The organism is Paracoccus saliphilus (assembly GCF_028553805.1).
Classification (GTDB): Bacteria; Pseudomonadota; Alphaproteobacteria; order Rhodobacterales; family Rhodobacteraceae; genus Paracoccus; species Paracoccus saliphilus.
The window spans coordinates 2,173,444-2,198,395 of the sequence record NZ_CP067140.1; the positions used below are offsets into that span (position 1 = coordinate 2,173,444).

Consider the following 24,952-nt stretch of genomic DNA (forward strand, 5'->3'; position numbering starts at 1 on the left):
GAGGTCTGCCACGATGGTAAGGTGACCTTCAGCATGTCAGCCATCCCCTACCCGCCTATCTGTCGCGAACGCCGAAGACGAAGCCGTCGGTGCACCTGCAGTCTCGCCATCATATCCCGGAGATCATTACTTGTTTCGTCGACACGACATACCGGGTAATTGCCGATCACAATATCGCGTTACACTATCGAACGAGAATATCATGAACTCCTATTTGACCGCTGGTTTCGTAGTCTGCGCAACCGCCCTCCCGGTTTTTGCTGACAAGGCGGCATGTGTCGCCGATCTGGAAGCCACCAATCCAGTGCTTGACGGCGCGCTGGCCGAACTGGCGCCGGCGTTCGAGGAGGGTCGCTGCGTGCTACGCGACTTGGAGCTCGCGCTTCCGGGAAGCGGCCCCGAACAGGTCCTGCACGTGGAGGCGATCAGTTGGAAGGCGGAATGGGCAGACAGAGCGGAGGACTTAATCCCGCAAGCCCTCGGTCTGGATGTGCGGGATGCATGGCTGTCGACACAGGTGAACGACTTTGAAGAACTCGCCTACCAGATTCGACTGGTCTCCGAGCTGAACAGCACCGACCTGCTCCTGGATTACACATTGGACCCCGAGACCGGACGGTTTGACCTTAACAACCTGGATGTCCGTGAAACTTCGGGAAATCGGCTGACCGTGAGTGCGCAGCTCGGAAATTTCGACTTTTCCGCCCTGACCGCCCGACCACTGCAGGCGGACCGGCTGATGCAGATCCGGCTGGACGATCTCGACTTAAAATGGCGCAATACCGGCTTTTTCGAGGGCATGGCACAGCTCTGGCTTCCCCTAGTCTACCCTCGTTTCGGTGATACGCCGGAACTAGCTGTTGGGAATACAAAGATATGGCTGCGGGACCAGATCAACAAACTGCCCGGCAGCCTGGTGATCACGGACAGTCGTGATACCTTGGCGGCAATGGTGGACACCCTGCCCCATCCTGAAGGCGCCATGCATCTCCGCCTGACGACGGAGAACGGCCTCGCGCCACAGGATATCGCAGCAGTGTTTTTGACCGGCGCGCCGATTTGGGACAGGCTGGAAGACGTGCTGGGCGGTGTTAGCATAGCAGCCGATTGGCAACAGCCTGAGGATTGCGGTTGCGACGATACGTGGTGACCGCAGCTTGATGATCGAAAACCGGATGATGGGTCCATTGAACAGGTTCGGCTTAGTTCGCCGATGACCAAATCGACTTGACCCTGCGCGAGCCGTTCGAGAACTTCATCGAACGAGGCGACGTGACCGTGAATGGAGCATCAATTGGGTTGGCGCTGGCTCTCGACGCCTATAGGTTCATCACGTTATTGAAGTTGCAATCATGATGTTCATCATACGCGAGAATCGTTCCACAATCAAAGCGTTGAGCCTTTCCGACGAGAGGTCCCATTTCGACACTTGCTCACAAGATAAGATGCCTCATGCCTAAAATCACCCAGATCATCAGTACTTATATACCAGTCCGTCGCTTCTCGTGTTTACTCCTTCTGGGCGTTCTTTCCGGTTTTTCAGAACCGTCCCTGGCGCAAGTCGTGGCCTGTCCGCCTGCACCGGAGCCTGCGGATGCGCAGGCAGCGGAGGTATGCGCCACAGATCTGAGTTGTGTGCAGGCGCTTTATACGACTATCGGTTGCAAGGTCTTCACTGGCTATGGGTTCGAAGATCCGGATTATGTGCCTGCGCTCGCGATAGCGCTAGGAGATGGTTCCAGTCCGCAGGTCACGGCTATGGCGAAAAAACTCGCAACGGAAATCGCGCAAGGTGACAATCGCGACTACAACAAGTTCCATGGCCTGTCTGCACTGGCGGAGGCGGTGGCCGGTCACGGGCAGTACAAGGAGGCCTTCGACATGGCCACTGCGCTGCTGCAAACGCAAGAAATTCGGCGAGAAAGCATCACTGCGGATATTCTGGCAAATATCCTATTGGACCAGTTGGATGCGGGAGGACCGACCGAAGCAAACGCCTTCTTTCAGATCATTCAGGCCAGCAATCTTGACGTCAGCGACCTCTATGCCTTCGAGCAAGCAGTGTCGTATCTGGATGGAATCGATGCAGATGACGCTTACGCAGCTGTACAGAAAGCCGTGGAGGAAAGAAGCGAGTACAACGATATGGAAGCGATATTCGCGAGGAATGGGCTGCTCACTCTGCATCGAGCACGAGATAGCAGGTTCGAATCTGCTTTCGAGGCCTATACTGAAGTTTTCGGCTTTCTCGGAATGGAGGACTCCCCAAAGATGCCCCAGATTCTAGGGGCGCAACTGAAGCACCTGGCAGAGCAAGGCAATGCCGAGGAGGCTGAGCGGCTTGTGAAAGCATTCTTGGATCAAGTGCCGGGGCCGGAAGGGCATCGTACGGTACTCGCAGCACTTTACCCACTGGCGCGCGCAGATGTGTTCTGGGCAAATGCGTTGATCGAGCAGAACCTGATTGAGGTTCTGAAAGCGTATTCCGAAGGGGTACGGGTGAGACTGGAAGAGATACAAACCGGATTCTTCTATCTGGCGCATGGGCAGTGACATGAACGGCGCTATCGAGCCGAGTTTGGATCGGCACGGAGTCCAGGCACCAATAGACGTTACATATTATTCAAATAGTAAACATGACGGTAGTTCACTTCCTTTGCCGCCACGACACTTGTTATGCATTTGCCCGACACGAGTTATAGTGAGCTCTCACCGCTCATTGCCGCAAAGACAGAATTCCTGCCGCGACGATCAGTATCATGCCAAGCGTCGAGATCATGTCAGGTATCTCGGCAAAGAAGATCAGCCCCCAGATGACGGCAAACCCGATATAGGCGAAGTCGAAGGCGCCTATCATAGCAGGTGGGCCGTTCTGATAAGCGACGGCAGCGCCGATGCTACCGATCAGGATCGCCGTCGCGAGTAGTCCCATCGAAAGCCACTCGGCACCTCCCATTGCGGCCCATGGTGCGAACAGGAAACCGTGTCGTATGGCACCGGGCAGCAACGCAATCAGGCTTGACGCCGCGACTCCGGCAATGACGAATGCCACATTCAGCGCCAGCGACAGGACAAGGGGGTTCTGGGCGCGGCACTTACTGCGCGTCAGGATCATCGCTCCTGCATAGAGCATGGCCGAAATAAGCGGCAGAATCGCATAGACATTGAAATCGCCTGCCTTGGGCCGCAGGATCAGCACCACACCCAGAAATCCTGCGAAAACCGCAATCCAGCCGTTCCGGGAAATCCTGTCACCGGTGAACAGGGCTGAAAACAGGGTAATGAAGATCGGCAGCGTGTAATATGCGGCAGCGGCGGCCGATAACGTCAGTTTGGGTAGCGAGAGGTAGTAGAAAATCCACATCGCCACCAGCAGCCCGCTTCGCAGAACAATCCAGATACTTTCGTCCGGCACACGCAAGTTGAAGGGCGCGGTTATCGCCAGAACCAGCAATAAGTTCGGGATCGCGATAAGAGAACGGAGCACGAATATCTGCCAGATGACAAAGTTTCCACTCGTCAACTTGATCAATGCGTCGCCCAGAGAAAGTGCCAAAACGGTCAGAATAATGACGCCGACCGCCAAGGGAATGTTGTCAGCGTATTTATCCCGAGAGTTCACATGTGCCATTCATCCCCCCATCGACCAAGGAGAAACATAACCAGAACATTTGTGCCGTGCAATGAGCGAGACCGGCCCATCTTGGCCCTGTGCTATGCATACGAGACCGTATACGGTGACGCAGACTGCTCAGGAAAACCGTAGAACCTACTTGCAAACGGGGCGAGCCATAGGTTGAGGTTGATCCTTTTAATTGATTCTATACTCGCACCCCAAGAAGGCTCCCTGACGGCGGAGCACCGAACGTCCGGCGGAAATCGTTGGTAAAATGTGCCTGGTCTGCAAATCCGGCAGCGTGAGCTGCGGTTGTGAAATTGCTCCCCTGTGTGATCGCCTTGATAGCTATCCTCATCCTGCTCCAGGCGCGATAGCGACGGAAAGGAACCCCCACCTCCTGAGTGAACAAATGCTGGAACCGGGAGGAGGATATACCCACACTTCTAGCGAGCTGTGCCACCGGCTCACACTCATCGATGCAGGTCTGTATACCGCCAAGCGCGGCTGAGATCCGCGAGTCCATGCGCCTCGCCGCCCGCCGCCTGGAGAAGGCCAGCAGATCGTCCAGTGCTTCGCCAGTCCATGTGACGCTGGTACTATCCTCCCACAAATCGCGCATGGTGGAAAACTCGCCGGTGCGTCCGATGACAGCCCCGTTCACTTCATAGGCATCATTAATCAGCGGTGTGAGGGCCTCAACACCGTCCACACTTGGTTCGATGTAAAGCACCGCCAGTGGGTTGCCGCCAAGATTGAGCTCGTGCAATACGCCGGCTGGGATGACTGCTGCACGGCACAACTGCCAGCCGCCGCCTTGAACTCGCAAACTGAAAGATCCATAAATCCCAGCAAGATAGACCGGTGCACCGTGCTGATGAAGCCCATTATATTCAAGTGGGCCAACAAAAAATGTCCGGCCTTCGTCCACAAACCAAAGCGGACCAAGCGTTTCTGAACCTGCCGTAGCATGTTCATACAAGCGACATCCAGCCATCGTGAGTAACTTCCATTCCTGTCTGGTCTGGGATCCTCATTGCAGCGCATGAATCGCAGCTTAGCACCACAAAGTATGTCGAACAGCAGGACGAAGGTACCAGCACATACCCACGCTCACCCGAAGGAAATGCGTCATGTTTCAGCATTATACTAATTTATCTCGCCGTCAGTTAATTGTATCGGCAGGCACTCTGATGGCTGCACCAGTCTTACCTGGTCTCCTCACCTCGTCAGCGAACGCTGCGGCAGCGTTGCTTGGTCCCTCGATGCCAGAATATTATCGCTTCACGCTTGGAACCTTCGAGGTAACGAATATCCTCGACGCTGGCGCCATGCTCGACGGACCATGGCCGATTGTCGGGGAAGATCAGCCACAGGTCGAAGTTGAGCGGTTCATGCATGAAAATTTTCTGCCCAAAGACAAGTTTCAGCCCGGTTTCACGTCCACGCTCATAAACACTGGCAAGGAACTCATCCTCTTTGACACAGGTAATGGCGCCAACGGTTTCGTTTCGCGGCCGGAAGGCGGATGGCTAGCGGAACTACTAGGTCCGGCGGGTTTTAAACGCGAGCAGATCGACATTGTTGTTCTGACCCATGCCCATCCGGATCATATCGGCGGCCTGATGGAAGAGGGTAAGCCTTTGTTTCCCAACGCTCGCTATGTGATAGGCGACGTGGAATACAATTTTTGGTCCTCCGAGGATCGCTTGTCGGCTTCTCCCAACGACAATGAGTATATATCTGCCAAGCTGTTTGCGGCGAATGTGGCGCCTCATGCAGATCGGATGAGCTTCATCAAGCCTGGCGACGAGATAGTCCCGGGGGTTCATGCTGTCGAAGCTTTTGGCCACACTCCCGGTCACCTGGCCTTCCATGTTGAGAGCGAAGGCAAACGGCTTCTCTTATGGGGAGACTGTGCACATCATGAGGTAGCTTCGCTGGCGCACCCCGAATGGCATGCTTATTTCGATATGGACAAGGAAAAGGGGGCGGAAACCAGGAAACGCATTTACGATATGGCAGCAACGGACCGACTTCCGGTCATAGGGTATCACACATCATTCCCCTCTGTCGGTTTTGTCGAGAAGAGAGGGGCGGGTTACCGTTGGCTGCCAGCTTCCTATCAGCTCAACCTGTAACCAATCCAGCTCTCCGCTAGTTCCGCACCGCGTGTCCTCACAGTCGTTTGGGTGATGGCCCTAGCGGACCAGTTCCAGGCCAAACCGGCCAAGACTCGCCGCTTCCTCAGCGGTCAGCTCGACACAGTGCGCACCCGCGAATTGGCAGATAGCAAGTGTCGCGTAGTCCTTAATTGGGTTCCACCTCACTCTGTGTGGCGGAGGGGCAGCATTCGGGCTCTGAGTATATTCGGCTCGACTCTTCCGCACATCGCGCGCTTGAGGGTCTCGGAGAAAAGTCGGAACAGTTCGTCTTCGCGGAAACGGCCGTGGCGGTTCTTGGAGAACGTCGAATGATCCGGAACAAGATCAATCAAATAGAGCCTACGAAACCATCTAAACGGCAAGCAGAAAGCGCCCGATAAACATGTGCCTCTCGGGATTTGATATGACGGAGCTAAGCCAACCGGAGCACGAGCCTTGCGCAATTTTTCTCTATACATCACGTAACTGCTCAACCCCGCTTAGACTGGCGGACTACGATTGTTGCGCCATCGCAATGACGTCGAAGTCAAAGTCATTGTCATAGCGCGCGTGCAAGAACTCCATGAACCGGGAGTGGAACTGCCGCGTGTGTTCGTGAGCGAGCTTGTCGGCCTCACCCGCATTCCGGGCGCGGATTGCCTCAATGATGTCGTAGTGATCAGAGGAGAGCAGTCGGTCCGAGGAAGACGAGTGGATATAGTCGAAATGCATATGCAGCATCCGTCGCCCTTCGTCGAGAAGCCGTTCGTAGGAGCGCGCGAGATATGGGTTCTTGCCCGCCGCGGCAACGCTCATGTGGAAGTCACGGTTCGTTGCTGACATCGCGAGATAGTCGTTCTCGCGGCACGCGGCGTCAAAAGCCTGTGCTTCGGCCTCCATGGCGGCGAGGTCGGCTTCGGTTCGGTTGCGTGCCGCGAGGCGCGTGTTGATCCGCTGCAAATAGTCGAGCGCCTCGACATACCGCGGGAAACCCACAAGGTCGATCGGAGCTACAAGTGTAGAGCGGTTCGATAGCATTTCCACAAGACCGTCGCCCGAGAGCCGGACAAGCGCCTCTCGGACCGGCGATCGCGACATTGCGAATCTGTGCGAGATGGTTGTCTCGTCCAGTGGAGCGCCAGGTTCGAGCTCGAGCGTCAGAATCTCCCGCTTAAGTTCCTCGTAGATGTAGCGCGCGCCTTTTCCGCGCGCCTGTTTTTCTGCCGCCGAGTTCTTTTCGTTCATCTTTCTCAACCTGTCTCGTGAGTGTCGTTTCGAGCTTACCAAACTCTCAACGGGAAATCTATTGACAAGACGACATGATGTCGACAAGCATTTGAATGCAGATTGTCGACAGGGAGACATCGATGAAACTCGCAAAAAAATTCATGCTGGCAACCACGGCTTTGGCGGGGCTCGCCTCCGCAGCCTCATCAGAGGTTGCCGATGACAGCCGCCTGAAGACGGTTCTCGACCGTGGATTACTCCAATGTTCCGGACATAACGGCTCGTTCTTAGGCTTCGCTGAGGTGAATGATGAGGGCAACTGGAAGGGTATCGATATTGATCTATGCCGCGCTCTGGCTGCGGGTCTTTTCGGCACCGCAAAGGACAACCTCGAGATTGTGCCGATCTCCTGGGCGCAACGGTGGCCCGCGCTTCAGTCCGGGGATATAGACGTGGTTATTAAAGCGTCTGGCTGGACGCAAAGCCGCGATACTGATTTGAACCTCGCGTTCAGCCGCCCATATTTCATCTCCACTTACCAAACGATGGCGCATGCCGAGCTCGGCGCGGAAACTTTGGCGGACCTTGGAGGCGGCACCCTTTGCGTTGGTGCCGGCACCTCGACGGAACGCGCCGCAGCAACGTATCTCGAGGCCAATAACATCGAAGCGGAATTATTGACTTTCGAGAACGGGGACGAACTCCGCAACTCCTATTACGAAGGCCGTTGCGACGGTCAGGTCGAGATTGCGCCAGGCCTAGCGGCTGGTCGCGTCGACGCTCCGAATGGAGCTGAGAACCATGTGATATTACCTGACGTTATCGCACTCGAAGCAGTTGGAATCGTAGTGCCAGAAGGAGATGATGACTGGCTGGACATTCAGAACTGGATGCTGTCGTCACTCTGGTTCGCCGAGGCGGAAGGCATCACGTCAGAGAACGTCGACGACATCCGCGCCAACCCACCCTCTGAGGTGGTGGCCAAGTTTCTCGGCGTAACGCCCGGCTACGGTGAGCGTCTCGGCCTCGACGACGACTGGGCCTACAATATGATCAAGGAAGTGGGCAGCTATTCCGAGATTTATGATCGCAATATCGGCTCAGGTTCACGCTACGGCCTCGAACGCGGGCTAAACGCGCTCTACAAGGATGGGGGCGTTTTCTATCCGATGATCATCGACTGATCCATCTTCGGTCGGAAAGGAGGCGATCTTTCCCGGCCAATCAGAAAAACCTATAACCTGCAAATGGTTGAGGAACGCCAATTATGTCCGCGATACCGAAGAACAAATATATCCGCGACACTGGACTGCAGATTGTTTTCGTTGGGGGCCTGATCCTGCTGATCCTGATGATGGTGCTCACCGCCCGAACGAACCTCGCCGCGCAGGGGTTGACCTCGGGGTTCGGCTTTCTCGAGCGCACCACCGGGTGGCGGATCAGTTTCTCGCTGATCGAGTATTCAACCTCGTCCACCTATGCGCGTGCCATCCTTGTCGGCCTACTGAATTCGCTCTTTTTGGGGGTCCTGTCGCTGCCATTGGCAACTCTGATCGGTATCAGCATCGGCGTTATGCGCACGTCGGGCAACGGCATGGCCGAACTTCTCGGTACGATCTATGTCGAGATCTTCCGGAACGTGCCGATCATCCTTCAGCTCTTCTTCTGGTACGCGCTCCTCTTGGCGCTTCCCTCGCCCCGCAACGCTGATCCGATCCTGGGATCGATTGCTCTGACTGGGCGCGGCATCTACATCCCTGGCCTTAACGTGTCGGGGGCGTCGGTTCTTGTCGCCGTGCTGATCCTGCTTGCGGGTGCAGCCCTGCATCTCCGGGGCCGGAAAACCCGATGGGCCCGGGCCGACCGCGGTCAGATTCGGCGCGAGCAACGTTTCCTGTGGGCTGTGGCCAGCCTTTTCACCGTAATGTGCTTCTGGCTGGGCCGCCTCCCCGGGACCCCGCTACTCTCGCTACCCGAGGCACGCGGCCTCAATTTCGACGGCGGCATCAGCATCTCGCCCGAACTCATGGCCTGCGTGATCGCGATCTCAGTTTATGGCGGGGCCTACATTGCCGAAATCATCCGCTCCGGTTTCAATGCCGTACCGAAGGGCATGAGCGAAGCCGGCCGCGCGCTCGGGCTTTCGGGCTTCCAGGTCTTTGCACGCATTCGTCTGCCATTGGCCATCCGGATCGTCATGCCCACAATGATCAACCAGTTCGTCTGGCTGTTCAAGGCGACGACTATCGGCATCGCCATCAGCTTCACCGATTTTTTCATGGTTATCTCTACCTCGATCAATCAGTCGGGTCAGACCCTGGAACTGATCGGAATTCTCATGGCCGGCTTCCTCGCCATTAACTACTCGCTCGCCTGGGTGTTGAACCGTGTCAACGACGCGATCGCGCTCCGCGGCACACAGCTGAGGATGTGATCCAATGACTGTCGGTTTCTCCGCCCACCAGATCCCCCGCCAGCCGTTGCCGCAGATCCTGAAGGATCACTATTTCGCGACGAAGGTCGACACCGTGGTCACAGTCAGCTTCGGCCTTCTTACGCTCTGGTTCCTCTGGTCCATCCTCGAATGGGCAGTACTGCATGCCTATTTCGACCCCGCGAACCGCGATGCCTGTGTACAGTCCAAAGGTGCCTGCTGGGCCGTGGTCTCGGCCCGCTGGCGGATCGTCCTTTTCGGGCTCTATCCCTTCGAGGAGCAGTGGCGCTCGGGGCTTGCCTGCCTTGCCATCATCCTGACCGTCGGGCTAAGCTGCCTGCCGTGGTTCTGGAACGCCAAGCGCCTTCCAATGCTCTGGATCGCTGGTTTCGCCGCTTTCTATATCCTGATGCGCGGGGGTGTCTTCGGGTTGACCCCAGTTAACGAACGCGACTGGGGCGGGCTGGCGCTGACCCTCTTCATCTTCGCAGCGGTCGTGCTGATCGGAATGCCGCTGGCCATTGTCTTTGCGCTACTACGCCGATCAGAGCTGCCGTGGATTTCCCGGACAATGGCGCTTGTCATCGACACCATCCGGTCTCTGCCGCTTCTGACGATCATGTTCGCCTTCGCGATCGTGCTGCCCTTCGCTACGCCGCACTGGATGAGCGGCCAGCAGCTCTATCGCGTAATCGTAGGCTACGCGATCTTCTTCGCCTGTTACCAAGCCGAAATCATCCGGGGCGGGATGCAATCTCTGCCGGCCGGGCAGGAGGAAGCGGCCAAGGCGCTCGGCCTTGGATACTGGCAGCGTATCAGCCATATCGTCCTACCGCAGGCCTTCCGCAACGCCCTGCCGCCCACAATCAACCAGGTCGTCATCACCTTCAAGGAAACCTCGCTCGTGACGATCATCGGGTTCTTCGACATCCTGGCCTCGGGGCGGGCGGCGTCCGGTACCAGCGAGTGGTCCTTCGCGACGGTCGAGGTCTACGTCTTTGTCGCCTTTATCTTCTTCGTCTTCGTCTTCTCGCTCTCCCGCTATGGCGCGTATCTCGAACGCCGCCTTGGCGTGGGCGTCCGATAATGGAGGCTACCATGTCAGCCCCCGCCATCCGCATCTCCGGCATGAACAAGCTCTACGGCCAGTTCCATGCGCTCCATGACATCGACCTGACCGTTGAGCGCGGCGAGAAGGTCGTCATCTGTGGCCCCTCCGGGTCGGGCAAGTCGACCCTCATCCGCTGCATCAATAGGCTGGAGGAACACCAGTCCGGCACTATTGAGGTCATGGGCACCTGCCTCGACGACAACGTCGACCATATCGACGAAATCCGGCGCGAGGCGGGCATGGTCTTTCAGAACTTCAACCTGTTCCCGCACATGAGCGTGCTGGATAATTGCACGCTCGCTCCGGTGCTCGCCCGGAAGACACCGCGGGCCGATGCCGAAGCGACGGCGCTGCGCTACCTCGCGCGAGTCAAGATCCCCGAGCAGGCACACAAATTCCCCGGCGAGCTGTCCGGTGGACAGCAGCAGCGTGTCGCGATCGCGCGGGCGCTGTGCATGAACCCCAAAATTATGCTCTTCGACGAGCCAACCTCGGCCCTCGACCCCGAGATGATCTCAGAAGTTCTGGACGTCATGGTGGGCCTCGCGAGGGAAGGAATGACCATGGTCTGCGTGACCCACGAGATGGGCTTTGCGCGGCAGATAGCGGACCGGGTTATATTCATGGCCGACGGCCGAATCGTCGAACAGGCTCCGCCTGAGGACTTCTTCAACAACCCGCAAAACGACCGCACGAGAGCCTTCATCGGCCAAGTGATGGGGCACTGATCTGCACTGGCTCGACCCGGCGGCCACGAACACAGGACAAGAAAAAAGGACTCCCACCATGAAACTTCAAGGTGTCATGCCTGCCCTCGTCACGCCCTTCGGCGAGGACAACAAGATCGACTTCAAGGCCTTTGAAACTCACCTGACGAACCTGCGTGCTGCAGGCGTCTCGGGCTGGGTGCCCTGCGGGTCGTCTGGCGAATACAACCTGATGAGCGATGCTGAGCGCGACGAGGTACTGAAGTTCGTCAAGGACTTCTCCAGCGAGGACGAGATCTTGATCGCTGGCACCAACGCGCCGCATACGGCGGGCGTGATCGAAAATACGCGCCGCGCCAAGGAGATCGGCTTTGACACGGTGCTTCTAGCGCCCCCTTTCTACACCAAGCCCACCGACGCGGAGCTTGTGAGCCACTTCAAGGCGGTGCTTGAGGCGGTGGATGTTAATATCGTGCTCTATTCCTACCCAGACAAGGACGGGATCGAGATCAGCTATGACTTATTGGATGCACTAGCCGACCACCCTCGCGTTATCGGGATCAAGGAAAGCTCAGGCTCACTGCAGCGCGCCATTGGTATCGCAACCCGCTACAAGAATCGCATCCAGCTTGTCTCCGGCTCGGACGACATTGCGCTCGACTTCATGTTCTGGGGCGCGGATTCGTGGATCTGCGGACCGGCCAACTGCATGGGCAAGGCGGTCTGCGATCTCGACCGGACCTACCGGGCCGGCGACCTCGGCAGGGCGAAAGAGCAGATGGCGACACTCTACAACGCAATGAACATTCTCGAATCCGGAAAATTCGTTCAGAAGCTGAAATACGGCTGCGAGCTTCAGGGCACATCAGTCGGCGAATGCCGTCTGCCGCTTGGGCCGTTGAGCGACGAGGAAAAGGTGGCGTTCCGCACGGCGATGGAACCCATCCTGAACTGGTAGCCTCCTCAACTGGGGCGGCCCCGACCGTCCCGATCTTTTACCCTGATAAGGTGGAAGGCATCGTGACTGACACTGGCTGGACAACACTTGTCATCGGCGCTGGCGTGATCGGGGCGGCAATTGCGCATGAACTGAAAAAGCGTGGTCGACGGGTGATCCTCGTCGACCGGGATGCGCCGGGCCGGGGTGCCTCCTATGGCAACATGGCCTCTATCGCCGTGACCGAGTTCATGCCATCCTCACGCCCGTCCGTGTGGCGCCAGATCCCTGGCTGGCTCATGGACCCGGAAGGTGCGGTCTGCGTGCGCCCCGCCTACATGCCGAGGCTGACGCCGTGGTTCCTACGGTTTCTCGCGGCAAGCCGACCGCGCAAACTGCGCGACCTTGAGGCGCAAGGGGCGGCGCTCTGCAAGCGCGCCCTGCCCGACACGCAGGCTCTCCTGCTGGAGATCGGCGCAGCGGACGACCTGTCGCAGGAAGGCTGCCTCTCGCTCTATACCGGTAAGGCCGAGTTCGCGGCGGACCGCGACCATATAGAGATCCTCGAACGCTTCGGTTTCCGGCACGAAATCCTTGGTCACAACGCCATTCGCGACCTCGAACCCGAGATCACCGCGAAGATCGACAGGGCCGTACTGTTCCCCGACAACCGCTCACTGAAGGATCCGTATCGTTATGTCACCCGGCTGGTGGAACGGTTCGAAGGGCTCGGCGGCACCGTTCTGCGCGGGACCGTGGCTGATTTCGAAAGGGGCGCACGTATCGAGGCGGTGCGGCTGGTCGATGGCACGCGCCTCGCGGCAGACGAGGTTGTGCTCTGCGCCGGCGCCTTCACCGCGCGGCTGTCAAAAAAGCTCGGCGAACCGATCCCGCTCGAGACGGAGCGCGGGTATCACACGCAGATCGCCAAGCCAGGTATCTCGATACGCCATTCGATCATCTGGCCGGCACGCGCCTTCATGGTGACGCCGACGGCCGGTGGCATCCGCGTGGGAGGCACTGTCGAAATGGCGGGCCTCGAGGCACCCCCGGACTATCGTCGGGCGAAGATCACCGTGAAGCGCGCCTGCGAGGCTCTGCCGAACCTTACCGTTGAGGACACAACCGAATGGATGGGCCACCGCCCCGCGCTGCCTGACACAGTTCCGGTGATGTCCGCCTCCGCGAAGATTCCGGGCGTTTACTACGCGACGGGCCACGGTCACCTCGGACTGACCTATGCCGCCACCTGCGGGCGGTTGATGGGCCAGCTGATTACCGGGGAAAGGCCCGAGATCGACCTTCATCCCTATCGTATCAACCGTTTCTGAAAGGAGCCGAGACATGACCGACAAGGTATGCCTCATCGTCGGTGGGGGGCGCGGCATGGGTGCCGCGACCGCCCGAGAAATGTATGGACGTGGCTACAAGCTGGCCTTGATGTCCCCGTCGACAAGTTGCGAAGAACTGGCCGCCGAACTCGGCGGCGTCGCGCGTCGCGGCAAAGCCGAGAATGCCGAGGACATACAAGGCATCTTCGATCTAGCCATGGGCGCATGGAGCCGCGTCGACGCGGTGCTGATCCATGTCGGCGGACCGCCCAAGGGGGACCTTCTGGAGATTTCCGAACAGGATTGGGATAAGGCGAACGCGATGGTCATCAAGCCGGTGATCCGCATGGCTAAACTGGTCACGCCAGTGATGGAGAAACAGGGCGGCGGCTCGATCGTGAACATCACAACATTCTCAGCCTTCGAGCCCTCGCTGATCTTCCCGACGTCCAGCGTCTACCGCGCCGGGGTCTCCTCCTTCACAAAGCTCTACTCTGATCGCTATGGCCCCTCAAACATCCGCATGAACTGCATCCTGCCGGGCTTCACTGACAGCCTCGATCTTCCGCAGAAATACGCGGACATGTCCGCCTTGGGACGCCTTGGCCACGCTAAGGAGCAGGGCAAGGCTGCAGCCTTCCTGCTATCGGAGGACTCGAGCTACATCACCGGCCAGAGCCTCCGGGTCGACGGCGGCGTGACGCGGGCGATGTGAGGCCAGCATGAGGGATCAAATATACATCGACGGCAGGTATGTCGCATCAGCCTCGGGCGAGATGTTCGACGTCATCGACCCTTCGAACCGTGAGGTGTTCCACCGGGTGCCGGCCGGCAACGCCGAAGATATTGACCGCGCCGTGAGGGCCGCGCGCCGTGCCTTCGACGCGGGCCCCTGGCCACGCATGTCGGGCGTCGAGCGCGCCGCAGTACTGCGCAAGATGGGCGACGAGATCGCCGCGCGCATCAGCGAGATCGCGCGCATCGAGGTACAGGACAACGGCAAGCCGCTGCCCGAGGCCGTCTGGGACATCGAGGACACGGCGGGCGTCTTCCACTACTACGCCGACCTCGCTGAGCGCTTCGACCAAGAGGCGGAGCAGAAAGTCGAACTGGGCATGGAGGGCTTCAGTTCGAAGGCCGTGAAAGAACCCGTTGGCGTCGCGGGTGCAATCATCCCATGGAATTTCCCTCTACTGATGGCCGCGTGGAAGGTCGCCCCGGCCCTCGCTGCGGGATGCACGGTGGTGCTCAAACCCTCGGAACTGACTCCGGTCAGTGCGTTGGAACTCGGCGGGATCGCTGAGCGTGCCGGCCTGCCTGCCGGATGCCTGAACATCATCACGGGCTTTGGCTCCGACGCTGGTGCACCCCTGACCGAGCATCCGTTGGTCGACAAGCTCGCCTTCACCGGCTCGGTGCCGACGGGATCGCGGATCATGGCGATGGCGGCGAAGGATATCAAGACTCTGAGCCTCGAACTTGGCGGCAAATCCCCGCTAGTGATCTTCGCCGATACGCCCATTGAGGACGCCGTAGAATGGATCCTCTTCGGCATCTTCTGGAACCAAGGCGAGGTCTGCTCCGCCACTTCCCGCGTGCTGATCGAGGAGCGCGCGTTTGAAGCGCTGATGGAGCGCCTTGTCGCGGAGGCGCAGAAGATCAGGATCGGCCACGGGCTGGAGGACGGGGTCCTACTCGGCCCGCTCGTCAGCCCTGTGCAGCACGAGAAGGTGCTTAACTGGATCGAGACGGGAAAGAAAGAAGCCAGACTCGTCACTGGTGGTGGTGTGCCCCCGGGCCTCGAAGGCGGCTGCTATGTGGAGCCGACGATCTTCGCCGACGTGCCCGAGGAAGCGACGATCTGGACCGAAGAAATCTTCGGGCCCGTCGTTTGCGTGAAGACCTTCCGGACCGAGGAGGAGGCCATCCGCCTTGCAAACAACACACGCTTCGGCTTGGCTGCGGCGGTCATGTCGGACGACCTCGATCGCGCAAACCGCGTGGCAAGGGCATTCCGTGCAGGGATCGTCTGGATTAACTGTTCGCAGCCCACATTCACCGAAGCGCCTTGGGGTGGCTACAAGCAATCCGGCCTCGGCCGTGAGCTCGGCGAATGGGGCTTAAACAACTATCTTGAAGTCAAGCAGGTCACGACTTGGGACCGTCACAGGCCCTGGGGTTGGTATCTGAAGGAGTAAGCCATGCGCTGGTCAAGAATGCTTCAGACGGTGGACGTGCATTGCGCGGGCGAGATCGGTCGCGTGATCACCGGGGGAGTCCTGAACGTCCCCGGCGTCACCATGACCGCGAAACTACATCACCTGAACCACGTGGACGATAGCCTGCGCCGGTTCCTGTGTTCCGAACCCCGTGCCGCGCCGGCGGGGTCGTTCTGCCTTCTGGTGCCGGCGACGGTGCCGGAGGCCGACATGGGTCTTATCATCCTGCAACCAGATCAGGCGCATGCCATGTCTGGTTCGAACGCTATGTGTGCCGCCACGGCAGTGCTCGAGACCGGCATGGTGCCTATGATTGAGCCGGAAACCGTGATCACCTTCGATACTGCCGCCGGGTTGGTAAGCGCCACCTGCGCCTGCGTAGGCGGCAAGGTAACGAGCGTCGCAATCGGCATGCCGCCCGCCTTCGTCGCGGTACGCGGGGCGACGATCGAGACCAGGGCTTGGGGTGCCGTCACTTATGATCTCTGTTTCGGTGGTGTCTTCTACGCGCTGGTCGACGCCACGGAACTGGACCTGACGCTGACACCCGAGAACGCGCGGGAGATTGCGACCAAGGGCGTCGCGCTGCGCAACCTCATCGCGCCGGCCTGCGCGGCCAAGCATCCGACCGTGCCGGAGCTTGATGGCCTTGCCTACGTGATGTTCCGCGCAAACGACCCTGACGGGGCGATCCGGACCTGCACAACCCTGCGCCCAGGGCGGGCCGACCGGTCGCCCTGCGGCACTGGGTCGAACGCGAACATGGCGGTGCGGCATGCCGCTGGCATAGCGCGGCCGGGTGACCGGATTGTGTCACGCTCGATCATCGGCGGAGAGTTCGTGACCGAGTTCATCGAGGAAACGACCGTCGGAGATGTACCCGCCGCGCTTAGCCGGATCTCGGGCCAGTGCTGGATCTATGCGATAACGCAGATCGGCCTCGACCCGACTGACCCTTTCCCGGAGGGGTTCACCCTCTCCGACACCTGGGGCGGCTGAGCGATGGAGCTGGAAGAACAGACAATCCTGCTCTCCGGCGCGAACGGCGCCATGACTCTTCCGGCTGATCGCTCGGACGCTGCGGGGCCCAAGCGCGAGGTTAACAGTTATATCGACTGAGCCTATTTCCGCGTTGGATGTGTTACCGCCAGTGCCGACAAAACCAGCTCGGCGCAGGTCTCTACCTACCCACCGATTGACAAGACGACATTGTGTCGACAACAATGTAACTGAAGGCATAGTGTCGACATTGCGAGGATAAAAATGCATGAGCTGTCACGCCTATCAGAACTTGTTCCGTCCCGCATGCGACCCGGCGAGGAGCTGTTGGCTGAGGGTAGAGAGATGGCCAAAGATTGGCCCCTCGGACGTTCGGCTTTCATGGAAGCCACAGGCTTTGCCTCAGAAGTTGAGTACAAAACCTCCGTTACATCTCGTGTCATGCAGCACGCTGTCATAGGCTTTCGAAGCGTTGACCGCACGCTAGAAGCATTAAAGCAGGTACACGGCACCTGTGAAGAACAAGGCGTGACAGTGGATCGGTTTGGAATCATCCTCGATTGGTCGATGGGGTATCCGCAGGCATTGCGCGAAAAGGCCACCCGGGGCACGGGGATCGTCCTGTCTGGCCCTGACGATTTTGCACGCTTCACGGGTGCTGCCCATGCCTCGATGCACTTTGGCGATTTCATGTTGGGCCTACCAGGCGCGCTCGACAATACGAAGGCCGCGATTGCTGCTGGAGCAACCGCCCTCGGCAACTTAGGACAGTATTTCACTTTTCGCCTTCCTGGCTGGGACGATGATGTAGCTACGACGGAGGCGACCGTAACCGCACTTGGCCTTATCGCGGCCCAAAATGGTGCAGTATTGGTCCACTCCAACATTGATGACGGATTTGCCGGCCTATTTCAGGATATGTGCTGTAGCTTCGGAATGGTTTTGGTAGAGAAACACCTTATTGAAGGTCTAATCGGTGCACCGCTGGGACATTGTTACGGCCACCATTTCTCTGACCCATTATCGCGTATGGCCTTCCAGGCGGCATTGGCGTCTGTCAGCACCACACCTGGCACCATGATCTACGGCAACACCGTGGGTTATCAGTCCACCGAGGCCGGGAACTACGCTAGTCTTTCCAGCTACCTTCTACCGGACATTATGGCCTTGGGTCGATGGCCCACAGGACACGCTGTCAACCCGGTTCCAGTGACCGAAAACCAGCGCATCCCTGATGTGAGTGAGATCATCGACGCACAAATTTTCGCTCACCGGCTCAATCAACATGCACCGAAGCACGCGGCTTTGGTGAACTGGACGGTCGTTGAGGATTTGGCTGAACGGATGGTTTCTGGTGGCCGTCGCTTTGCAAGCAATCTGCTGTCGGGTCTTGAAGCGTTAGGCATCGATATGGACGATCCCGCCCAAATCTTTATTGCTATTCGCCGTCTTGGCCCGCGAGCGCTAGAAGCCAACTTCGGCCCCGGCCTGCTCACCGACTCATTTCGAACTCCCGAAATTCGTGCGGAATGGGCTTACGAGCTGGACGAGATGGCCGAGGACTGGCTCGCCACTCGGGGCGAAGTTGGTTTGCTCAAAGGAGCTGCTCTGAAGGTATGTGTCGGCACCTCCGACGTTCACGAGCACGGCAAGTATCTGGTCGAACGCGCCCTCACTGGCCTTGGTGTCGAGGCATGCGACGGCGGCGTTTCCGTTGATGCGGAAGTTCTTGTGGAGCGCGCACTGTCGTTCAGGGCCGACGCAATCGCCATATCCACCTACAATGGTGTTGCTCGTAGATATGTTGCTGATGTTCGAAATGCTCTTGCCGAAAAAGGGAGCGAACTGCCCGTCTTGGTTGGCGGTATGCTCAACGAAGTCCCACTAGACTCGAACTCGGACTTACCCATCGATGTCTCAACTGACATCGCAGCGTTGGGCGCGATTCCGTGCGCTGACTTGGATGACATGCTGACAACACTGAATGAAATGGTAAGGAGATAAGCTTATAAATCCCAGATATTCGCACAAGGACAATATATCTGCAGGCGAGGATATAGATGGCATTCTCTATAGTTGCAGATCACATTTTGCCAACGCAAGGCGTAGTCAGATCTTATTCTTGTATGAATTGACCTCACCAAACCACATCACAGGAAGCCACGATAAAATTAAAATAAAGGCCACCTTTCTTGATTACCTTCTCCGTCGAGAGAGGTAAACTCCACTTCTCGGCGGCTGTTTTCAGTTCATTCTTCTTGTGTGTCGCCATGTCAAACAAATCGATCAAGCGAGAGGATTCACCATGAGTTCACCCTCCTGTATTGGCTTCATCGGGACTGGTACGATAACCGCACACATAGTTCGAGGATTAAAAAATTCGAACTTGAGAGACCGGCCAATTACCTTGTCACCAAGGAGTAAAAAAATTGCACAAGAATTGGCTCGGGACTTTAAAAGGGTTGAAGTCGCAAAGACTAATCAGGCGGTGATAGACCGTGCAGATATTATCATTCTTGCCGTCCGTCCCCAGATAGCGAAAGATGTCCTGCGACCGATATCCTTTTCCCGTGAAATTCCAATAATAAGCCTCATGGCCACGTTACCGATAGAGACACTACGTGGCTGGACTAGCGCGTCCCGTATTTGCCGTGCGATCCCTTTGCCCTTCGTTGAGCGTCGCTGCGATGTTATCCCTGTATTTCCACCTCTTCCCGAAGCTATAGAAATCTTCAACGCCCTTGGGCAAGCCTTACCGGTTACTGATCTTACGTCTTTTGACGCATACGCCTCCGGTAGCGCGTTGATGGCCACATATTTTGGAATGATTGAAAGCACAGTTGCGTGGATGGAGGCGCAAGGGATTCCTGAAATGAACGCTGCGACCTACATTGGAGCTCTTTTCTCCAATCTCTCAGCGACACTAGCTGAAAACCCTACTTCTGTCTCAACACTTCGCGATGCCCATGCCACTCAAGGTGGGCTGAACGAACAGTTGCATCAAGAATTCAAGGCTTACGGCGGTGAAGATGCAATTAAAGCTGGTCTAGAGGCGATATTAAAGCGAATCAAAGCCGCTTCACCAACATAAGAGGCGAAGCGGATTGTTGCTCCGACGCGCAATATTCAATCGCTTGCGGTAAGAGCCACTTTTGCAACCATCCGGCGTAGCTTTGAGTCACCCCAAAATATCCGGAAGTGGGCGACATGGCGCTTCCACAAAAAGCAGCCTAATCCTCGACTTTATACCCAAGTCCGGAAATGAGACTGGAATCAGCATCAAGTTTACTATTCCGTGCTTCCAGCGCCTGCTTGACGACATGCGCCAGTTCGTCTGGAAAATTAACGACGCTCTTCTCTTGAAAGCTCAACCATTGCTGAATTTCATTGATCTGACGGTCGATCTCAGATTTGACCCTTTCTTGCGACAAATCGGTGCCACTGATTGTGAAAACGATCGAGTTGGCCTCCACTCGCCCGCGTGGAATTCTGGTAGTCCAGGTGTTGGGCTTAACATCGAACATGTCAGGATCGCCGTGAAATGGCACCCGAACGTCAATAGCCGTCCCTTTGACGTAATGCGGTCCACCAGTCGAGAAGTGGCGCATTCGGTCATGGCTAATGTCGATCTCAATTTCTCGCTGTTTGATCGAAGTATTGTCGGGGTCGAGTTTAGGGACCTCTAATGAGTACTTCTCGCAAAGATGGCTAGCGAGTTCTTCGATGCTCGTGCTGTTAAAGTCTGAGTTTGTTTTTTTGTCTGCGTCTCTTCTCGCCGCCAGTTTCTGGGCCTCAACAACGCGATTCCAATCGTGTTTAAAGAACAATATATCGTCACGCATTGGCATCTACTCCCTCTTGATCGGCGCTTTCAGCGCCTTGGGTGTCATCGTAGTACTCGAGCTTTGGAGTGATTTCGTTCATCGCATAGTGAACAAACTGTTGTCCCAATGCAGTCAGTTCATACCCATCTCCATCATCAAAGGCAGACTTCATGCGGGGGTCAGCGCGATTGGTTCGTTTAGGGTGTTGCTTCTTGACGAAGTTACCTGCGTAGTCCGTGTCCCGGTGCTGGCGAACAACACCACCCGTCGAGAGGTCGCGAAATAGCAACTTGTAAAGGTCGGCCTCCGCCGAATCTTCCCGTGGGCGTCCTTTGCCCAGTCGATCCCAAATCTGACCGCGTGTAATTCCGTCGTTATTGTAGATTTCGCCGATCACAGCGAAATGCAACTCGGAGTAGGTGTGGAGCCAGTCGAGAAAGAGGCGCACGACATCGTCTGACGTGAGGCTTGCCGCTGCGGCGTTCGTCAAGATGTTTCTCACGTATTTTTGTTTCTTCTGGCTTTCGGTTCCAGCCCAGTCTCGGAATGCCTTCTTGACCAGTGCCTGATACTCATCTGAGCGCACGCGAGTCGCGATCTCCTCGTCCTGTAGATTTAACCTAGCTGCGATCTGCGCAATCGTCTGCTGCTTCTCACGCAGTTCGTCCTCAAGCATCTTAATCCACTGCTTAAGGAACTCATTAAGGCGACCCTGTTCTTGCTCGGACCAAAATCCAGCAGCAGCTGAGAACAAGCCTCCGGCGAATGGAACTGCCCCGGCTGCTTGCAGCGCCCCACGCGCGGCTTTTTTCCAACCCTTACTTTTAGGTTCCGTCAGCTTCTTTGTTCCATCGTTGCTGCCCATCATTGCAACTCCTTGCACGGCCAGGCTATACTTTCCGGAGTCACTAGATCGGCTCCACCTACGACCTATCGACACAGAATATGGTATAGGGGAGCAATGTTGCAAGTGGCGCGTTAACATTTCACCGCCATTCTAGCCAGAGCCTTTACGCGCAGTGGTCTGGAAACATGTTCGCGGATCCACTGTATCGCAGCGGCGATACGCGACAATGCCAGGTCAGGCATCGCGATATCGCGCAGCATCCAGCCGAGTGGTGGCCCCAGAAGTATCCGACACAGAATCTCACGCTCATAGGCTGGGGCAAGGGCGGTGATTTTGTCAGGCCACCAATCAGGAGAAGCATGCGCGATCAGGCATCCAGAAATTCCGGCTTCACCGGCACATCTGGGAAGCCAGTATTATATAGATCTCCCCGGCAAATTTGGGCAAGACTGACAGAAAATTGGCGACGATGGGCGGAAAGGGTGTCAGGCTAATCGCCAGATATGGGCAAGGCGCGGTCATGGCTGGGCAGTCACCTGAACACCACGCGCCTGCAGTGTTTCGATCTGATCAGCCATTAACGTTGATGCTTCAGCATCAATTCTCAAGTCATACAGGTCTTCATGTTTCATGACAGCTGCCAGATCGTCGACTTTCGTGCCGGAGATAAACAGGGCTTGCAGATTTGGACTGTTTCTCAGAAAATCAATGTTCTCGATGCCCGTGCCGTCCAGAATGGCCACCTCAAGGGACGGCAGGGCAAGCGTTTCCGGCACCGATGTCAGACCCGCGCCCGAAAAATCAATACGGGTCAAGCTGGACATTCCATCGATTCCCGAAATATCTTCGAGCGCGCTACAGGACAGGGTCAGGTCCGACAACATAGGTGCAGAGGCGATGGGAGACAGATCCGTTAATTCGTGACTGCAGATATAAACCGTTCTTAAATTTGGTAGATTGGCAAGCGGGCTAATATCCTCAATCGAGGATGGCAAGAAGTAGACGCTTTGAAGCGTGCCCACATTTTCCAATGCCGTCAGATCGGAAAGCTTGGGGTTCGTCATGAGCAATTCTTCGAGCCTGGGCAATGTCGAAAGCGGGGAAAGATCATCTATCTTCACGCCATCTGCCCGAATATCGCGCAGTGTCGGATGATCCCGCAACGCTTCAAAGTCGGATAACGAGGTATTCGAGAGATGTAATCTCTCCAGCTTCGGAAGCTGGCTGACGACCGAAATGTCATCAACGCCGGTATAGGAGAGATTCAGGAATTCCAGGTTCTTGAGGCTGCCGATCATTGATATGTCAGTGATTTTGGACGAGCTGATACTGAGTACCGACAACCCTTCCAGACTCGCCAACGTCTCGATCCCATTGAGATTATCCATCTCATATGGATAGATGGACAGTTCGGTGCATTGCAGTTCCAGACATTCCTGAACAGAATTGGCGCGAATGGGGGGCTTGGCTTCATCTGCAATCGCCGCCCCGGTGGCCGCTAACAATGCGAAAATCGCAAAAATCCTGTTCATTCCCTTAGGCGTCGTCTGCATTCAGTGGCTTCCCAATTTTTCAACTGTCTGATTCAAGATCGAAAACAGGAGGCGATCTTGAGCAGACGAACTTTGAGTGACGCACAATGGGCGATCATTGAGCCATTGGTTCCCGGCAAGAAGGGTGATCGTGGCCGCACGGGTGCCGACAACCGGCTTTTCGTCGACGCCATCCTCTGGCTGGCACGGGGAGCCACGCCCTGGCGCGATCTGCCGCCCGAACTCGGTAACTGGCGCACGGTGCATTCGCGTTTCCGCCGCTGGACCCTGGCGGGTGTGTGGGAGAATCTTTTCAAAGCCTTACGCAAAGACCCGGATTTCGAGTATGTGCTGGTGGATGCGACGATCTGTAAAGCGCATGCCGATGCGACTTCTCAAAAAGGGGGCTTGAAGCTGCCGGTATTGGCCGCTCCAGAGGCGGCCTGACCACAAAGGTCCATGCGGCCGTGGATGCCTTGGGCCTGCCGGTCCGGTTCACCATTACGCCCGGACAATGGGGCGATTGCCCGCAGGCGCAAGGCTTGATCGACGGGCTGTCTGACGTGGGCCATGTCATCATGGATGCCGCTTATGATGCCGATTATCTTCGCGATTTCATTGCAAATGACCTCGGTGCGGTGGCGCATATCAAGCGCAATCCAACCCGGCGTGAAGATCGCCCGATTGACTGGGTGCTGTATAAGGAGCGCCATTTGGTTGAATGTTTCTTCAATCGGATCAAACGGTTCCGGAGGATCGCCCTGCGCTGCGAAAAGACCATCTCCTCATTCAAGGCTTTCGTCGATCTCGCCTGCGCTATGGCATGGCTCGCTTAAATGCAGACGCCGCCTAGCCTTTCAAACCGTGCATTTTACCAAGCGACCTATCACTTCGGGGTTACAGCGTCAGTATCCTCGAGCATCCTGGCTGCATTCTGAGCCAACACAGCACCTCCTGCAGCCCTGTCGGCATCGTTTCGGAAGCCTTCCTCGCGTGCGAGTTCGTCGCGACTTTTGGCACACCCGCACGCCAAGCCTTCATGCGTTACTTCCAGATCGGAACTGGACCATCTTGTTGGCGTAGGCCATGATGACCTGGAGTGATGTCCCGTTCTTTGGGTCAGATGGCATTGCCCCGGAGACGTGGAGAAGGGACCGGTTCAATATCATTATGTAATTACCGCCTTAGCTAGACACTTGAGCAACTGATATTTCTCATATGGATGTTCTGATTGTACTCGTTTTCGTGTTCGTCGTGGCGCCATTCGCGCTGTTGATGTGGATGCCGGGCTGGAAGTCGTTCACGGTCGCAGCCGTGATACTGCTCGGCTTGGTAACATGGTTCTGCTTCGAGGCAGCCACAACGCCGCCGAACTATCAACCGGGTGCGGCTTTTGTCGATTGGCTGGTGGCCGCGTTTACCATCGCAGTGATCGTTGGCATCGGGATCAAGGCCACCCTGCTTTGGATAAGGCGAGGAACGCGGACGATGAGAACAGGGGTTGGGGATGACAATGGCTGAGCCGCTGACGGAAGCCGACTACAAAGTTGTGCTCGGGAGCATCTTGCTAACGCATACATCCTCAGCTTTGGAAAAGCTCCATGCCATCAAGCAATCACTTCCAGAAAAGACTCGACAGCTTTTGGTCGGAGTTCATCCGGGTCAGGACGGGGAAGGTTTCTTTGACGTCATGGTTCATCTGGATGGTCCGGATATCTATGTGCTCAACAAGGCAATAGCGCCGTATCGGTCACTGTTTGAAATCCGATGTGTCGATGGCCGCATGCAACCCGATGTTCCCATGTTTGATCCAGATGAACCGGAGTTTTCTGTGAACGATGCCATCGTGGATACATGCATGGAGTGGATCGAGGCACTGTGGCAACAGCTCGAGGGCGTCGGCCTGCCAGCCTTCGTTTTCGGAGAGGAAGGCTACGGGACCGTGGAAAGAAGAACTTTGCGTCCTTGAAAGATCAGGACCGCCCTGTTCTCTCATCTCCGTCGCGCTGACATAGAAACGCGGA

The 24,952-nt window shown here is 57.0% G+C and carries 23 protein-coding genes and 1 pseudogene; 17 read left to right on the plus strand and 7 right to left on the minus strand.

Annotated elements, in window-relative coordinates; all coding sequences use genetic code 11:
• Positions 1-202: 202 nt before the first annotated feature.
• On the plus strand, positions 203-1,150 hold the full coding sequence (locus tag JHX88_RS10435; RefSeq protein ID WP_076524070.1) for a hypothetical protein: 948 nt from the start codon (positions 203-205) through the stop codon (positions 1,148-1,150).
• A gap of 302 nt (positions 1,151-1,452) precedes the next feature.
• The gene (locus tag JHX88_RS10440; protein WP_076524068.1) at positions 1,453-2,553 is read left to right on the plus strand and encodes a tetratricopeptide repeat protein; all 1,101 of its coding nucleotides are present in this window, start codon (positions 1,453-1,455) and stop codon (positions 2,551-2,553) included.
• Between the two features lie 163 nt (positions 2,554-2,716).
• On the opposite strand, the gene JHX88_RS10445 is transcribed toward JHX88_RS10440, so the two are convergent.
• Together JHX88_RS10445 and JHX88_RS10450 are read right to left on the minus strand one after the other, a co-directional pair.
• A complete protein-coding gene (locus tag JHX88_RS10445; RefSeq protein WP_076524066.1) occupies positions 2,717-3,631 on the minus strand; it encodes a DMT family transporter in 915 nt (304 codons plus the stop codon).
• 190 nt (positions 3,632-3,821) lie between these two features.
• Positions 3,822-4,598: a helix-turn-helix domain-containing protein gene (locus JHX88_RS10450; RefSeq protein ID WP_272848242.1), complete on the minus strand. Its 777-nt coding sequence runs from the start codon at positions 4,596-4,598 to the stop codon at positions 3,822-3,824.
• A 151-nt stretch (positions 4,599-4,749) separates the two neighbouring features.
• On the opposite strand from JHX88_RS10450, the gene JHX88_RS10455 reads away from it, so the two are divergent.
• Complete coding sequence (locus tag JHX88_RS10455) at positions 4,750-5,757, plus strand: MBL fold metallo-hydrolase (RefSeq protein ID WP_076524062.1); 1,008 nt, start codon at positions 4,750-4,752, stop codon at positions 5,755-5,757.
• Positions 5,758-6,005: 248 nt separating this feature from the next.
• Here JHX88_RS10455 and JHX88_RS10460 read toward each other — a convergent pair.
• Both JHX88_RS10460 and JHX88_RS10465 read right to left on the minus strand, forming a co-directional pair.
• Positions 6,006-6,143, minus strand: a pseudogene (locus JHX88_RS10460) (transposase); the annotation flags it as partial.
• A 130-nt stretch (positions 6,144-6,273) separates the two neighbouring features.
• Positions 6,274-7,005, minus strand: coding sequence for a GntR family transcriptional regulator (locus JHX88_RS10465; RefSeq protein ID WP_076524060.1), 732 nt, complete (start codon positions 7,003-7,005; stop codon positions 6,274-6,276).
• Between the two features lie 122 nt (positions 7,006-7,127).
• Between JHX88_RS10465 and JHX88_RS10470 the strand changes: the two genes are divergently transcribed.
• The 11 genes from JHX88_RS10470 to JHX88_RS10520 all read left to right on the plus strand — a co-directional run bounded on the left by JHX88_RS10470 (position 7,128) and on the right by JHX88_RS10520 (position 19,816).
• A complete protein-coding gene (locus JHX88_RS10470) occupies positions 7,128-8,171 on the plus strand; it encodes a transporter substrate-binding domain-containing protein (RefSeq protein WP_076524506.1) in 1,044 nt (347 codons plus the stop codon).
• 167 nt (positions 8,172-8,338) lie between these two features.
• Complete coding sequence (locus tag JHX88_RS10475) at positions 8,339-9,421, plus strand: amino acid ABC transporter permease (RefSeq protein WP_272848243.1); 1,083 nt, start codon at positions 8,339-8,341, stop codon at positions 9,419-9,421.
• 4 nt (positions 9,422-9,425) lie between these two features.
• The gene (locus JHX88_RS10480; RefSeq protein WP_076524056.1) at positions 9,426-10,508 is read left to right on the plus strand and encodes an amino acid ABC transporter permease; all 1,083 of its coding nucleotides are present in this window, start codon (positions 9,426-9,428) and stop codon (positions 10,506-10,508) included.
• An 11-nt stretch (positions 10,509-10,519) separates the two neighbouring features.
• A complete protein-coding gene (locus JHX88_RS10485; protein ID WP_084202929.1) occupies positions 10,520-11,260 on the plus strand; it encodes an amino acid ABC transporter ATP-binding protein in 741 nt (246 codons plus the stop codon).
• 58 nt (positions 11,261-11,318) lie between these two features.
• A complete protein-coding gene (locus JHX88_RS10490) occupies positions 11,319-12,197 on the plus strand; it encodes a dihydrodipicolinate synthase family protein (protein WP_076524052.1) in 879 nt (292 codons plus the stop codon).
• Positions 12,198-12,259: 62 nt separating this feature from the next.
• On the plus strand, positions 12,260-13,507 hold the full coding sequence (locus tag JHX88_RS10495) for an NAD(P)/FAD-dependent oxidoreductase (protein ID WP_272848244.1): 1,248 nt from the start codon (positions 12,260-12,262) through the stop codon (positions 13,505-13,507).
• Positions 13,508-13,520: 13 nt separating this feature from the next.
• Positions 13,521-14,222: an SDR family oxidoreductase gene (locus JHX88_RS10500; protein WP_076524050.1), complete on the plus strand. Its 702-nt coding sequence runs from the start codon at positions 13,521-13,523 to the stop codon at positions 14,220-14,222.
• Between the two features lie 7 nt (positions 14,223-14,229).
• Positions 14,230-15,705 (plus strand): aldehyde dehydrogenase family protein, encoded by a 1,476-nt coding sequence (locus JHX88_RS10505; protein WP_076524048.1) that lies wholly within the window; start codon positions 14,230-14,232, stop codon positions 15,703-15,705.
• 3 nt (positions 15,706-15,708) lie between these two features.
• Positions 15,709-16,725, plus strand: coding sequence for a proline racemase family protein (locus tag JHX88_RS10510; protein ID WP_076524046.1), 1,017 nt, complete (start codon positions 15,709-15,711; stop codon positions 16,723-16,725).
• A gap of 345 nt (positions 16,726-17,070) precedes the next feature.
• A complete protein-coding gene (locus JHX88_RS10515; RefSeq protein ID WP_272847991.1) occupies positions 17,071-18,729 on the plus strand; it encodes a cobalamin-dependent protein in 1,659 nt (552 codons plus the stop codon).
• 301 nt (positions 18,730-19,030) lie between these two features.
• Entirely contained in the window at positions 19,031-19,816 is a 786-nt protein-coding gene (locus tag JHX88_RS10520) for a pyrroline-5-carboxylate reductase (protein ID WP_076524042.1), read from the plus strand.
• A 139-nt stretch (positions 19,817-19,955) separates the two neighbouring features.
• Here the strand turns inward: JHX88_RS10520 and JHX88_RS10525 are convergent, their stop codons facing one another.
• From JHX88_RS10525 to JHX88_RS10535, 3 genes are all read right to left on the minus strand, one after another.
• A complete protein-coding gene (locus JHX88_RS10525) occupies positions 19,956-20,567 on the minus strand; it encodes a hypothetical protein (RefSeq protein WP_076524038.1) in 612 nt (203 codons plus the stop codon).
• The gene (locus tag JHX88_RS10530; protein ID WP_076524036.1) at positions 20,560-21,417 is read right to left on the minus strand and encodes a hypothetical protein; all 858 of its coding nucleotides are present in this window, start codon (positions 21,415-21,417) and stop codon (positions 20,560-20,562) included. Before JHX88_RS10530 ends, JHX88_RS10525 begins: the two co-directional genes overlap by 8 nt.
• A 497-nt stretch (positions 21,418-21,914) precedes the next feature.
• Complete coding sequence (locus tag JHX88_RS10535) at positions 21,915-22,949, minus strand: leucine-rich repeat domain-containing protein (RefSeq protein ID WP_141225774.1); 1,035 nt, start codon at positions 22,947-22,949, stop codon at positions 21,915-21,917.
• A gap of 54 nt (positions 22,950-23,003) precedes the next feature.
• Between JHX88_RS10535 and JHX88_RS10540 the strand changes: the two genes are divergently transcribed.
• The 3 genes from JHX88_RS10540 to JHX88_RS10550 all read left to right on the plus strand — a co-directional run bounded on the left by JHX88_RS10540 (position 23,004) and on the right by JHX88_RS10550 (position 24,897).
• A protein-coding gene (locus tag JHX88_RS10540; RefSeq protein ID WP_419182368.1) for an IS5 family transposase occupies positions 23,004-23,764 on the plus strand; the annotation gives its coding sequence in 2 pieces (ribosomal slippage) (positions 23,004-23,322 and positions 23,322-23,764; 762 coding nt in all).
• A 382-nt stretch (positions 23,765-24,146) separates the two neighbouring features.
• Positions 24,147-24,449, plus strand: a complete 303-nt coding sequence (locus JHX88_RS10545) for a hypothetical protein (protein WP_076524028.1) — start codon at positions 24,147-24,149, stop codon at positions 24,447-24,449.
• A complete protein-coding gene (locus JHX88_RS10550; protein WP_076524026.1) occupies positions 24,442-24,897 on the plus strand; it encodes a DUF6389 family protein in 456 nt (151 codons plus the stop codon). Before JHX88_RS10545 ends, JHX88_RS10550 begins: the two co-directional genes overlap by 8 nt.
• The last annotated feature ends 55 nt before the right edge of the window (positions 24,898-24,952 follow it).

What these genes read in the sequence shown, in the direction of transcription:
- JHX88_RS10535 (WP_141225774.1), bottom strand. Translation starts at nt 22,949, where the DNA reads ATGCAGACGACGCCTAAGGGAATGAACAGGATTTTTGCGATTTTCGCA.
- JHX88_RS10445 (WP_076524066.1), bottom strand. Translation starts at nt 3,631, where the DNA reads ATGGCACATGTGAACTCTCGGGATAAATACGCTGACAACATTCCCTTG.
- JHX88_RS10515 (WP_272847991.1), top strand. Translation starts at nt 17,071, where the DNA reads ATGGCCAAAGATTGGCCCCTCGGACGTTCGGCTTTCATGGAAGCCACA.
- JHX88_RS10470 (WP_076524506.1), top strand. Translation starts at nt 7,128, where the DNA reads ATGAAACTCGCAAAAAAATTCATGCTGGCAACCACGGCTTTGGCGGGG.
- JHX88_RS10435 (WP_076524070.1), top strand. Translation starts at nt 203, where the DNA reads ATGAACTCCTATTTGACCGCTGGTTTCGTAGTCTGCGCAACCGCCCTC.
- JHX88_RS10455 (WP_076524062.1), top strand. Translation starts at nt 4,750, where the DNA reads ATGTTTCAGCATTATACTAATTTATCTCGCCGTCAGTTAATTGTATCG.
- JHX88_RS10440 (WP_076524068.1), top strand. Translation starts at nt 1,453, where the DNA reads ATGCCTAAAATCACCCAGATCATCAGTACTTATATACCAGTCCGTCGC.
- JHX88_RS10465 (WP_076524060.1), bottom strand. Translation starts at nt 7,005, where the DNA reads ATGAACGAAAAGAACTCGGCGGCAGAAAAACAGGCGCGCGGAAAAGGC.
- JHX88_RS10550 (WP_076524026.1), top strand. Translation starts at nt 24,442, where the DNA reads ATGGCTGAGCCGCTGACGGAAGCCGACTACAAAGTTGTGCTCGGGAGC.
- JHX88_RS10485 (WP_084202929.1), top strand. Translation starts at nt 10,520, where the DNA reads ATGTCAGCCCCCGCCATCCGCATCTCCGGCATGAACAAGCTCTACGGC.
- JHX88_RS10530 (WP_076524036.1), bottom strand. Translation starts at nt 21,417, where the DNA reads ATGATGGGCAGCAACGATGGAACAAAGAAGCTGACGGAACCTAAAAGT.
- JHX88_RS10480 (WP_076524056.1), top strand. Translation starts at nt 9,426, where the DNA reads ATGACTGTCGGTTTCTCCGCCCACCAGATCCCCCGCCAGCCGTTGCCG.
- JHX88_RS10510 (WP_076524046.1), top strand. Translation starts at nt 15,709, where the DNA reads ATGCGCTGGTCAAGAATGCTTCAGACGGTGGACGTGCATTGCGCGGGC.
- JHX88_RS10475 (WP_272848243.1), top strand. Translation starts at nt 8,339, where the DNA reads ATGATGGTGCTCACCGCCCGAACGAACCTCGCCGCGCAGGGGTTGACC.
- JHX88_RS10520 (WP_076524042.1), top strand. Translation starts at nt 19,031, where the DNA reads ATGAGTTCACCCTCCTGTATTGGCTTCATCGGGACTGGTACGATAACC.
- JHX88_RS10490 (WP_076524052.1), top strand. Translation starts at nt 11,319, where the DNA reads ATGAAACTTCAAGGTGTCATGCCTGCCCTCGTCACGCCCTTCGGCGAG.
- JHX88_RS10545 (WP_076524028.1), top strand. Translation starts at nt 24,147, where the DNA reads ATGGATGTTCTGATTGTACTCGTTTTCGTGTTCGTCGTGGCGCCATTC.
- JHX88_RS10525 (WP_076524038.1), bottom strand. Translation starts at nt 20,567, where the DNA reads ATGCGTGACGATATATTGTTCTTTAAACACGATTGGAATCGCGTTGTT.
- JHX88_RS10500 (WP_076524050.1), top strand. Translation starts at nt 13,521, where the DNA reads ATGACCGACAAGGTATGCCTCATCGTCGGTGGGGGGCGCGGCATGGGT.
- JHX88_RS10505 (WP_076524048.1), top strand. Translation starts at nt 14,230, where the DNA reads ATGAGGGATCAAATATACATCGACGGCAGGTATGTCGCATCAGCCTCG.